Here is a 10,742-nt window from a genome sequence, read left to right on the forward strand (position 1 = left end):
CTCGCACACCACCCCATCGCGAAAAGCTTCGCAGATCACCCTTCACTTCAAACTTCACAGGGTTTGATCCATAAAAAACACCCTGCAACACTTAAGCTTGAGGCTTCAACAGAAAAACGCTGAAGAAAACAAGGGCCCCATGCACAACGATTTGCACGCGCTGCGGCGCATCCTTAAAAGTTATCCCACCATCGCCGTGGTGGGCTTGTCGGCTGAATGGCACCGGCCCAGCTATTTCGCGGCCAAGTACATGCAGTCGCACGGCTTCAAGATCGTGCCGGTCAACCCGCGCTATGCGGGCGGCGAGATCCTCGGTGAAACCTGTTACGCCAGCCTGAACGACATCCCTTTTCAAGTGGACATGGTCGATGTGTTTCGCCGCGCCGAAGACGTGCTGCCGATTGCCGAGCAGGCGGTGCAGATCGGCGCACGCTGCCTGTGGCAGCAGCTGGGCGTGGCCAACCCTGAGGCCGATGCCCTGGCCCGGCAGGCGGGTTTGGATTCGGTGAGCAACCGCTGCGTGAAGATCGAACACGCCCGGCTGTTCGGCGGCCTGAACTGGGTGGGCGTGAACACCGGCATCATTTCGGCGCGGCGGCTGGTGTGAGGGCTTCTCATTGATCAGGCCAGATGTTTGCATCTTTTGCACCGCGACCCCGTAGGTCGGTAGCTTTAGCTCCGACAGTGCTGGTTGGTCGCGGGCACTTGTCGGGGCTAAAGCCGCCGACCTACAAAATCATTGACCATTGAACTCTTGACAGGGCCGGATCAATAGTTCTGCTCTTGCCATTTTTGAACCCTCTTTTTCCACCCGAACACCATGACCGACCGCCAATTTCACCCCGAAACCCTGGCCATCCACGCCGGGCAAATCCCCGATGCAGCCACCGGCGCACGCGCCTTGCCCATCTACCAAACCAGCAGCTTTGTGTTTGACAGCGCCGAACATGCGGCCTCGCTCTTTAACTTGCAGACCTTTGGCAATGTGTATTCGCGCCTGAGCAACCCCACGGTGGCGGTCCTCGAAGAGCGTGTGGCCGCGCTCGAAGGCGGGCGTGCTGCCGTGGCCAGTGCCTCGGGCATGGCGGCCGAAACCATGGCGCTCATGACCATCTTGCAGTCGGGCGACCATGTGGTGGCGGCCGGGGCTTTGTATGGCGGCTCGGTCACGCTGCTGGCCGTGAGTCTGGCCAAGTTCGGTATCGAGACCACTTTTGTCGATGCGACAAAGCCTGAGGCTTTTGCCGCTGCCATGCGCCCCAACACCCGGGCGGTGTATGCCGAAAGCTTGGGCAACCCGAGCATGGTGGTGCTTGACATCGCCGCCGTGGCCGAGGTGGCCCATGCGCACGGCGTGCCGCTCATCATCGACAACACCGTGCCCAGCCCGCTGCTGTGCAACCCGCTGGCGCTGGGGGCCGACATCGTGGTGCATTCGGCCACCAAATACCTGGCGGGGCACGGCACCACCTTGGGTGGCGTGGTGGTGGAGGGCGGCAAATTTCCTTGGGACAACGGCAAGTTCCCCGGCATGACCGAGCCGTCCCAGGGCTACCACGGCGTGAAGTTTTACGAGACCTTTGGCGACTTTGGCTTTTCCATGCGCTGCCGCATGGAAAGCCTGCGCGTGTTTGGCGCATCGCTCAGCCCCACGAGCGCCTGGCAAATTCTGCAAGGCGTCGAAACCCTGCCGTTGCGCATGCAAAAGCACTGTGACAACGCGCTGGGTGTGGCGAAGTTTTTGCAGGCCGATGCGCGTGTGGCTTGGGTCAACTATCCCGGCCTGCCCGACCACCCGCAACACGCCCTGATGCAGCGCCAGATGCGTGGCGCGTCAGGCTTGCTGTCTTTTGGCGTGAAAGGCGGCCTGGCCCAGGGCGTGACCTTCATCGAGTCGGCCCAATTCATGAGCCACCTGGTGAATATCGGTGACACCCGCACCCTGATCAGCCACCCGGCCAGCACCACGCACCGCCAGCTCGACGACGCCCAGCAACTGGCCGCGGGCGTGCCGCCCGACATGGTGCGCATCTCGGTGGGCCTGGAAAATCTGGACGACATCCTGTGGGACATCGACCAGGCGCTGGACAAGGCCAGCCGATGAAAACACAGGAGTCTTCTTGTAGGTCGGCACCTTCAGGTCCGACATGACGCGTGGTGCACCGTTGCCGTTTGCAATGTCGCTTCGCGAAAAAATAGCTGTCGGACCATAAAGGCCCGACCTACGGGGATATCGGCCAGCAAAGGCCTGATGGGGGCGGTCATCAACGCGCCAGCAAGGCTTGTTTGCGCCTGCGCTCGGCCTGCAGCAGCCCCAAGCCAGCGGCCACCACCAGCGCAATGCCGCACCAGGCCAGCGGGTTGGGCACATCGCCCCACATCCAATATCCCAGCACCAAGGCCATCAGCAAGCCGCTGTAGCGGAAAGGCCCGATCACGCTCATGTCGCCCAGCCGCATGCTGAGTGTGAGCAGGTGGTAACCCGCCGCCAGGCACAGCGACGCGCCGAACAGCAGCCACAGGTGCTGCGTGGCCATGGGTTTCCAGGGCTCAAACAGGCTCCACATGCCCGACAGCAGCATCACCATGGTGGAGGTAGACAAGGTGATCAGCAGCGAAGGCACTTGGGCAGGCACCAAACGCGTCATGAAATCTCGCCCCGCATGCAGCACCGCCGCAAACAGGCACAACAAGGCATAGGCATTGAAGTCGCCCACGCGTGGCTGCACCACCAACAACACACCGGCAAAACCCAGCACGATCAAGCCCCAGCGGCCCAGGCTCACCCGTTCATGCAAAAAGAACACCGCCATCAGGGTCAGGAACAAGGGGCCTGCCAGGTTGATCGCGGTGGCGTTGCCCAGCGGCAAGTGAAACACCGCCGTAAGGTAAGTGAAGGACGCCAGGCTGTCGAGCACGGCGCGGGCAGGCACCGAGCGCGTGAGCACTGTGCGCCACTGCCGCAGCTGACCCATCCCACCTGCCAGTGCCAGCAGCAGTGCCGTGGTCATCACGCCGCGTACAAAAATCAGCTGCGGCGTGGACAGGTCGGCGCTGACCCATTTGACCAAGGCGTCGTTGACCACAAAAAACACCATCGCCCCGGTCATGGTGACGATGCCACGGCGGTTGTGTTGGCTCATGCTGGCAACCCTTGCAAAAATGGCAAAGCTTGGGCCAGCAGGGCGTCAGGCGCTTCTTCGGCGATGTAATGACCGCAGGGCAGCGCCTGGCCCGTGACCTGGGTGGCCACTTTTTGCCATTCCTTGAGCGGCTCAAAACAGCGCTGCACCACGCCTTGAGCGCCCCACAGCACTTGCAACGGCATCTCCAGCTTCCTGCCTTGGGCGATGTCCTCCCGGTCGTGCTCTAGGTCAATGCCTGCCGAGGCCCGGTAGTCTTCACACAGGCCATGCGCTGCGCCCGGCAGAGCCAGGCAGCGCTGGTATTCGGCCAGCGCCCGAGGGTCAAACGGGGCCAGTCCGGCGCTGCGGTTGCCCATGACATCGGTCACATAGGCGGCCGGGTTGGCCTGGATCAGGCGTTCGGGCAGGGGTTGTGGCTGGATCAAAAAGAACCAGTGCCAATAGGCACGGGCAAAGGCCTCGGTGGTTTGCGCGTACATGGCCAGGGTGGGGGCGATGTCGAGCAGGGCCATGCGGCTGACTGCATCCCCATGGTCCATGGCCAGGCGGTGCGCCACGCGAGCCCCCCGGTCGTGGGCCAGCACCACAAAGCGCGCAAAACCCAGCTGCTGCATCAAGCGCACTTGGTCTTGCGCCATGCTGCGTTTGGCGTAAGCCGCGTGGTCCGGCCCGCCTTTGGGCTTGGACGAATCGCCATAGCCGCGCAAGTCGGCGGCCACCACCGTGAAATGCTGGGCCAGCGTGGGGGCGACTTTGTGCCAGATGGCCAGGGTTTGGGGGTGGCCGTGCAAAAGCAACAAGCCGGGACCTTGTCCGCCCACCATGGCCGAAATCGAGATGCCGGGGCTGACCTCCAGCAGGTGGTGGGCAAAACCGGGAAACAAAGGCAAGGCAGGGTGGTTCATGGGCAAATCGGGGCTTCGGACACCGCCATGCTGAAGCCCTGCCGAATGGCGCGCTCGACCAGCGGAGTGTCAGACTGGCCATTATTGGGCCGCAGCGCGCCAGTGCCTGTGACCTGCGAGACCCGCCGCCGGTCAGTGAATCAGGCAGGCCAGCGCTTAAACTCCCCGCTTTCATCCCAAGACAAGGAAGACCCTATGGGCGCGCAGTGGAAAGCAAAAGGCAAGGCACAGGCAGCTGATGCCAGAGGCAAATTGTTTGGCCGTTTGGCCAAGGACATCATGATTGCGGCCCGCAACGGCGCCGACCCGGCGGCCAACTCGCGCCTGCGCCTGGTGGTGGAGCAAGCCCGCAAAGTCTCCATGCCCAAGGAAACGCTGGAACGCGCCATCAAAAAGGGCGCAGGCCTGCTGGGCGATGCCGTGAGCTTTGACCGCGTGATTTACGAAGGTTTTGCCCCACACCAGGTGCCCGTCATGATCGAGGTGCTGACCGACAACGTGAACCGCAGCGCGTCAGAAATGCGCGTGCTGTTCCGCAAGGGCCAACAAGGCACCTCGGGCTCTGTCTCGTGGGACTTTGACCATGTCGGTTTCATCGAAGCCGAACCTGCCCAAGCCGGTGCCGATGCTGAACTGGCCGCCATTGAAGCCGGTGCACAAGACTTTGAGCCGGCCGACGAAGACGGCGTGACGGTGTTCATCACCGAAGCCACCGACCTGGACCTGGTCAGCCGCGCCCTGCCCGAACACGGCTTCACCGTGGTGTCGGCCAAGCTGGGTTACAAGCCCAAAAACCCGGTGGACCCCGCCAACCTGAGCGCCGAGCAACTGGAAGAAGTCGAAGCCTTTTTGGGCGCGATCGACAACAACGACGACGTGCAAAACGTGTTTGTCGGCTTGGCAGGCTAAAAGTTCAAAGCTTTAAACAAGGGCCTGACGGGACGTTCCCGTCAGGCCCTTTTGCATGGGCGCAGGACCTCCGCACCCCTCAAATTGGTGCGCACCGACGCACCAAGCAAGGGAAATCCATGAGCCACAAGTGATTTGTGCACACCTATGATGCACAAATCTTGCATACAAGATGTCAAAACAAGTGGCACGGTATTCGCTAGAGATTCAGTCAAAGGAATCCCCCACCTGTGAACTCCAAAGACATTGCCGACCGGATCGTGCAAGCGATCCTGGCCCAAAAGCTGATGCCCGGCACACGCCTGGGCGAGCAGGCTTTGTCCATGCTGTTTGACTGCAGCCGCACCTTGGTGCGCGAAGCGTTGATGCAACTGGCCGCGCGTGGCATTGTGCAGGTCAGCTCGCGCCGGGGCTGGTTTGTGGTGCAACCGTCCAAAAGCGAAGCCCGCGAGGCCTTTGAAGCCCGCAGGGTGATCGAAACCGGTCTGATCCGCAGCGCAGGCGCGATGGACAAGACCACGCTCAAGCGCCTGAAGCAACACATCCAGCAAGAAAAAACCGCGCTCCAACAAGACGATGTGGGCCGTCGCAGCTTTTTGTTGGGCGATTTTCATGTGTGCCTGGCCGAGTGTCTGGGCAACCAATTGCTGGCCGACACGCTGCGCGACTTCACGGCCCGCACCACCCTGATCGCCATGCTTTACCAGTCCAGCCACGACGCGGTGAAGTCCTGCCAGGAACACATTGAGATCGTGCAGGCGCTGGAGCGCGGCGACAAGGAAAGCGCCGAGCGGCTCATGGCCGAACACATTGGTCAGGTGCAATCGGCGCTGCAAATCAACGCCTCCCCCGCAGACCCGCTGGCCGAATTGCGGCTGGCTCTGGCCCCCATGAGCACGCCGATGGCGGTCAAGAAAACCCGCTCGCGGTCACCACGTACAGCTTCACTTGACGCCTCGTCTTCCAACTCACCTTCCACTTACCTAGGAGCCTTGTTATGAAACTCTCGAAACGCCTTGCCTTGTCCGCTGCCGTGGCCGCCAGCCTGTTGACTCTGGCCGGTACCAGCCACGCCCAGGCCGCCTTGGACAACATCCAGAAAGCCAAGCTGATCAAGATCGCCATCCCCACCGACTTTCCACCCTACGGCTTTGTGGGCATTGACCTCAAACCCCAGGGTCTGGACATTGACATGGCCAATTTCATTGCCGCCAAGATGGGCGTGAAGATCGAGCTGATGCCCGTGACCAGCGCCAACCGCATCGCCTACCTGCAAACCAAAAAGGCCGACCTGGTCATCTCCACCTTGGGCAAGAACGCCGAGCGCGAAAAAGTGATCGACTTCACCTCGGCTTACTCGCCTTTCTTCCAAGGCATTTATGGCCCCAAAACCATCAGCATCAAATCGATGGCCGATCTGGCCGGCAAAACCGTGGCAGCCACCCGTGGCGCTTTGGAAGACCAGGAATTGACCAAGGTGGCCCCTGCAGGCACCGAGATCAAACGCTTTGAAGACAACAACGCCACCGTCTCGGCTTTCGTTGCAGGCCAAACCCAACTGCTGGCCACGGGCGTGTCGGTCGCGGGCGTGATGATGCAAAAGAACCCCCAGCTCAACACCGAATACAAGTTGCTGCTCAAAGACAGCCCCAACTTCATTGGCGTGGGCAAGGGTGAAGACGCATTGCGCACCAAGGTCAACGCCATCATTGCCGAAGGCAAAAAGTCCGGCGACATCGACAAGATGGCGCAAAAGTGGCTGGGCCGCCCTGCTGGCCAGTTGCCTGAATAAACCCTTGAAGGGCTGACACCATGGCCATTGAGCTGGACTTTGCGGCGGTTTTGACCGAGTGGCCCTTGCTGGTCAAGGGCGTGGCGTGGACGCTCGGCCTCACGGCCGTGTCGGCTGTGCTGGGCGTGCTGTTGGGCATTGGCTGCGCCTGGGTGCGCACCCAGGGGCCGAGCTGGAGCCGACCCGGCGTGGCCGCTTATGTGGAGCTGATCCGCAACACGCCCTTCATCGTCCAGCTCTTTTTCATCTTCTTTGGCCTGCCCGCCATGGGCGTGCGCCTGAGCCCCGAGTGGTCTTCGGTGATCGCCATGGTGATCAACCTGGGGGCCTATTCGGCCGAGATCGTGCGGGCCGGCATCCAGACCACGCCGGCAGGGCAAATCGAAGCGGCCATGAGCCTGGCGCTCTCGCGCATGCAAACCTTCATCCATGTGGTGCTGCCACCGGCCTTGCAACGGGTTTGGCCTGCGCTGGTCAGCCAAATCATCATCGTGATGCTGGGCTCGGCGGTGTGTGGACAAATCTCGACCGAGGAACTGAGCTTTGCCGCCAACCTGATCCAGAGCCGCAACTTCCGCGCCTTTGAAGCCTTCATCGTCGCCACCGCCATTTACCTGCTGTTGTCGATCGCCACCCGCGCCACGCTGAACTGGTTCGGCCAACGCTTCTTGTTCGGAGGCCGCGGTGGTTGAATTTTCTCTTTGGGACATCGTCAGCAACTTGTTGCTGGCCGCACGCTGGACCATCGTTTTGTCACTGATCGCTTTTGTGGGCGGCGGCTTGGTGGGCCTGGCCCTGCTGGTGGCCCGCACCACACCCAACCGCAGCTTGCAACAAGCGGTGGCCGTGTATGTGCAGGTGTTTCAGGGTACGCCTTTGCTGATGCAGCTGTTCCTGGCGTACTTTGGCATGGCCATGCTGGGCGTAGAAACCTCGGCCTGGACGGCTGCAGCCGTGGCCTTGACGCTGTACAGCAGCGCCTTTCTTGCCGAAATTTGGCACGGCTGCGTCAAGTCGATTGGCAAAGGCCAGTGGGAAGCGGCGCAAAGCCTGGCGCTCAATTTTGGCGAACAGTTGCGCTACGTGATATTTCCGCAAGCGGCACGCATTGCCGTCGCGCCCACCGTGGGCTTTTTGGTGCAAGTGGTCAAGGGCACCGCACTGGCGTCGGTCATTGGTTTTGTCGAGCTGACCAAGGCCGGCACCATGATCACCAATGCCACTTTCAAACCCTTTGTGGTCTACAGCTGTGTCGCTGTGTTGTATTTCTTGATCTGCTACCCGATCAGCCTGTATGCACGCTCTCTCGAAGGCAAATTCCATGTCCAACGCTAACCCCTCTGCTGCCGTTGCCATTGCAGGCCTGCGCAAGTCCTACGGCAACAACGAAGTCCTCAAGGGCATTGACCTGCAGGTGCAGCTGGGCGAAGTGATCGCCATCATCGGCAAAAGCGGCTCGGGCAAAAGCACGCTGCTGCGTTGCATCAACGGGTTGGAAACCTTTCAGCACGGCAGCTTGACCGTGCAAGGCCAGCCCTTGGTCTACACCGACCCCGCCGCCATGCGCAGCTTGCGTCAGCAAGTGGGCATGATCTTCCAGTCCTTCAACCTGTTCCCGCACCTCACGGTGGGCAAAAACATCCAGCTGGCCCCGGGCTTGGTCAAGCAGCTGCCCGCTGCCGAGACCGAAGTCACAGCACGCCGCCTGCTGGCCCGTGTGGGTTTGGCCGAAAAGTTTGACGCTTTCCCAGACCAGTTGTCGGGCGGGCAACAGCAGCGCGTGGCCATTGCCCGCGCCCTGGCCATGTCGCCGGGCATCTTGCTGTGCGACGAAATCACCTCGGCGCTCGACCCCGAGCTGGTGGGCGAAGTGCTGGCCGTGGTGGAGTCGCTCGCGCAAGAAGGCATGACGCTTTTGATGGTCACACACGAGATGAACTTTGCCCGCAAGGTGAGTGACCGCGTGATCTTCATGCACCAGGGCTTGGTGCATGAGCAAGGTGCCCCCGCCGATGTGTTTGCCCGGCCGAAGACGCCTGAACTGCAGCAGTTTTTGTCTTCGCTGCACTGAGCCTGCGCTGACACGTTTTGAACGAGACCCAGCCATGGGGGCCATGGGTGGTGGCCTGAACCATAAAACCAGCGAATACAGCATTCACAAAGGTTCTAATTGTTAATTGTGTATAAACCGTTATGCTTCGTATTTTCTAAATATGTCGCTGCAGTTGGTCATTTGCCGATGAATGTGACCCACGTCTTATGCACACACCGTCCCCATCCCTGCGTGAGTCCACCCTGGCCACCCTGTTGTTGTTGAGCTGGGCTTTGAGCCCCAGCGCCACGTTGGCGCAGGCCGATCCTGCCGCCGCCCAAAGAAACATTGAACAGCTGGGCCAACAGCTGCGCGAGCGCTCACAACCCAAGCCTTTGGTGCATGTGGACACCCTGGGCTTGGAGGCCAGCACCCCGATGACGCGCTTGGCATCACTCAAGGTGCAAAGTGCCATCTTGGCGCAGGCCATTGAGCGCTATTGGCAGCCGCGCATCGGCCAGCCCGTGTCGATTGAGCAAATCCAGGCATTTCATGCTTGGTTTTACGACAAAGCGGCCCGCGAGGGCTTCATGGCTTATGCCAAGACCGAGGTGGTCATGACCCCTGCGGGCGAGCAGTTGCAAGTTCAGGTGATGCAGCCCAAGATCAATGTGGTGCGCGTGCTGTCCCTCAATGGCCAGCCCGATGCGGCCCATTTGAAGCGGATTCAAGCGCGTTTTGCCGACAAGTTTCAAGCGGGTGTGGCGCTGGACACCTTGGCGCTGGACCAGTTGCTCGATTCGGCCAGCTTTGACCTGCCGGTCGAGCTCGAGGCCACCTTGCGAGCGGTGGGCCCCGAGTTGCTGGACTTGGTGATCACGGTGGCCCCGGCGCAGGCCCAGCCTGGACACTGGTTGTCGGGTGTGGCGCAGCTCAACAACCACGGTCTTCGGCAATATGGTCGCGCTCAGCTGATGGCTGCCAGCACCGTGGGCATGCCCGGCATCAAATCACAGCTGTCTTTGTTGGCCCAAGCCTCTGAGGGCATTGCCTATGGGCGGGCGGATGTCGAATTTTTGCTGCCTGCTGTCGGTGGCCGTGGCCAGGTGTTTGGTTCTTATTCGCGCAGCCGCTCGGTGTTGGGCGGATCGGCCAGCACGAAGGGCCAGTCCACCGAGCTGGGCTTGGGGCTGACACGCATTCTCGGGGGGTCTCGTGATGTCGTGTTCAAAGGTCAGATGGACGTTGTCACGCGCCAAAGCGAGAGCCGCTTACAGGCCACAGACGCGCCCATCTCCAACACCAAAGACCATCAATGGCGCTGGCGCTTGAGTGCGGACAACGAGCGCTTGTCCAATCAACCTGTGCGGGCCGAGATGGGCTTGACCCTGGGCCAGTACCCCGATGCGGTCAGCTTGGCCGTGCCCGCTGGCAGCTATGCCCGCGTGGACCTTGCGCTCAAAAGCCAGACACACATCAATGCCAGTGGCTCTTTGCGCCTGAATGCCCGTGTGCGGGGCCAATGGGCCAACCGCAACCTGGACGGTTACAACCAAATCACTTTGGGGGGTGTCAACGGCGTGCGGGCCTACACCAGCGCCGACGGCACAGGTGACCGGGGTGTGCTGGGCACCTTGGAGCTGAGCCAGTCCTTGCCCTTCAATACAACGGTGTCGGTCTTTTATGACGTGGGTCAAGTCGTGCCCCAAGTCCATCCTTTGGCCAGTGCCACTGTGCAGCGTTATGCGCTGCAGGGCTCGGGCTTGCAAGTGCAAGGGCGTTATTTTCAGGTGCATTACGCCCTGACTTGGGCCAAAGGGCACCGTGGCTACAAGGGCTGGGTGCCCAGCAACATCGAGTCTGAGCCCAACAACCAACGCGTCAATCTGTCTGTGAGCTATGCGTTTTGAACAAGAAGTCAAGCTTTTGGTGAATTTAAATATAAATCTATGTATTTA

General features: G+C 61.0%; 11 protein-coding genes. 9 read left to right on the top strand and 2 right to left on the bottom strand.

What is annotated here, in order from left to right:
* Positions 1-139: 139 nt before the first annotated feature.
* The gene (locus B9Z48_RS09320) at positions 140-607 is read left to right on the top strand and encodes a CoA-binding protein (protein WP_089963627.1); all 468 of its coding nucleotides are present in this window, start codon (positions 140-142) and stop codon (positions 605-607) included.
* A gap of 213 nt (positions 608-820) precedes the next feature.
* Positions 821-2,104 (top strand): O-acetylhomoserine aminocarboxypropyltransferase/cysteine synthase family protein, encoded by a 1,284-nt coding sequence (locus B9Z48_RS09325; RefSeq protein WP_108377915.1) that lies wholly within the window; start codon positions 821-823, stop codon positions 2,102-2,104.
* 160 nt (positions 2,105-2,264) lie between these two features.
* Here the strand turns inward: B9Z48_RS09325 and B9Z48_RS09330 are convergent, their stop codons facing one another.
* Positions 2,265-3,143: a DMT family transporter gene (locus B9Z48_RS09330; protein WP_108377916.1), complete on the bottom strand. Its 879-nt coding sequence runs from the start codon at positions 3,141-3,143 to the stop codon at positions 2,265-2,267.
* On the bottom strand, positions 3,140-4,051 hold the full coding sequence (locus B9Z48_RS09335) for an alpha/beta fold hydrolase (RefSeq protein WP_108377917.1): 912 nt from the start codon (positions 4,049-4,051) through the stop codon (positions 3,140-3,142). The genes B9Z48_RS09330 and B9Z48_RS09335 overlap by 4 nt, the downstream gene beginning before the upstream one ends.
* A gap of 195 nt (positions 4,052-4,246) precedes the next feature.
* Between B9Z48_RS09335 and B9Z48_RS09340 the strand changes: the two genes are divergently transcribed.
* The 7 genes from B9Z48_RS09340 (at position 4,247) to B9Z48_RS09370 (ending at position 10,694) form a co-directional block, all read left to right on the top strand.
* Complete coding sequence (locus B9Z48_RS09340) at positions 4,247-4,960, top strand: YebC/PmpR family DNA-binding transcriptional regulator (protein WP_089963613.1); 714 nt, start codon at positions 4,247-4,249, stop codon at positions 4,958-4,960.
* A gap of 230 nt (positions 4,961-5,190) precedes the next feature.
* Entirely contained in the window at positions 5,191-5,961 is a 771-nt protein-coding gene (locus B9Z48_RS09345; protein ID WP_108377918.1) for a GntR family transcriptional regulator, read from the top strand.
* Positions 5,958-6,752: a transporter substrate-binding domain-containing protein gene (locus tag B9Z48_RS09350; protein ID WP_108377919.1), complete on the top strand. Its 795-nt coding sequence runs from the start codon at positions 5,958-5,960 to the stop codon at positions 6,750-6,752. The genes B9Z48_RS09345 and B9Z48_RS09350 overlap by 4 nt, the downstream gene beginning before the upstream one ends.
* A 20-nt stretch (positions 6,753-6,772) precedes the next feature.
* Entirely contained in the window at positions 6,773-7,444 is a 672-nt protein-coding gene (locus B9Z48_RS09355; protein ID WP_108377920.1) for an amino acid ABC transporter permease, read from the top strand.
* Complete coding sequence (locus tag B9Z48_RS09360) at positions 7,437-8,087, top strand: amino acid ABC transporter permease (RefSeq protein WP_089963620.1); 651 nt, start codon at positions 7,437-7,439, stop codon at positions 8,085-8,087. The genes B9Z48_RS09355 and B9Z48_RS09360 overlap by 8 nt, the downstream gene beginning before the upstream one ends.
* A complete protein-coding gene (locus B9Z48_RS09365) occupies positions 8,074-8,823 on the top strand; it encodes an amino acid ABC transporter ATP-binding protein (RefSeq protein ID WP_199233486.1) in 750 nt (249 codons plus the stop codon). Before B9Z48_RS09360 ends, B9Z48_RS09365 begins: the two co-directional genes overlap by 14 nt.
* Before the next feature lie 188 nt (positions 8,824-9,011).
* The gene (locus B9Z48_RS09370; protein WP_108377922.1) at positions 9,012-10,694 is read left to right on the top strand and encodes a ShlB/FhaC/HecB family hemolysin secretion/activation protein; all 1,683 of its coding nucleotides are present in this window, start codon (positions 9,012-9,014) and stop codon (positions 10,692-10,694) included.
* The last annotated feature ends 48 nt before the right edge of the window (positions 10,695-10,742 follow it).

Source organism: Limnohabitans sp. WS1 (assembly GCF_003063265.1).
Classification (GTDB): domain Bacteria; phylum Pseudomonadota; class Gammaproteobacteria; order Burkholderiales; family Burkholderiaceae_C; genus Limnohabitans_A.

Coding starts and splice junctions, on each gene's coding strand:
- B9Z48_RS09320 (WP_089963627.1), top strand. CDS start 140: ATGCACAACGATTTGCACGCGCTGCGGCGCATCCTTAAAAGTTATCCC.
- B9Z48_RS09325 (WP_108377915.1), top strand. CDS start 821: ATGACCGACCGCCAATTTCACCCCGAAACCCTGGCCATCCACGCCGGG.
- B9Z48_RS09330 (WP_108377916.1), bottom strand. CDS start 3,143: ATGAGCCAACACAACCGCCGTGGCATCGTCACCATGACCGGGGCGATG.
- B9Z48_RS09335 (WP_108377917.1), bottom strand. CDS start 4,051: ATGAACCACCCTGCCTTGCCTTTGTTTCCCGGTTTTGCCCACCACCTG.
- B9Z48_RS09340 (WP_089963613.1), top strand. CDS start 4,247: ATGGGCGCGCAGTGGAAAGCAAAAGGCAAGGCACAGGCAGCTGATGCC.
- B9Z48_RS09350 (WP_108377919.1), top strand. CDS start 5,958: ATGAAACTCTCGAAACGCCTTGCCTTGTCCGCTGCCGTGGCCGCCAGC.
- B9Z48_RS09355 (WP_108377920.1), top strand. CDS start 6,773: ATGGCCATTGAGCTGGACTTTGCGGCGGTTTTGACCGAGTGGCCCTTG.
- B9Z48_RS09365 (WP_199233486.1), top strand. CDS start 8,074: ATGTCCAACGCTAACCCCTCTGCTGCCGTTGCCATTGCAGGCCTGCGC.
- B9Z48_RS09370 (WP_108377922.1), top strand. CDS start 9,012: ATGCACACACCGTCCCCATCCCTGCGTGAGTCCACCCTGGCCACCCTG.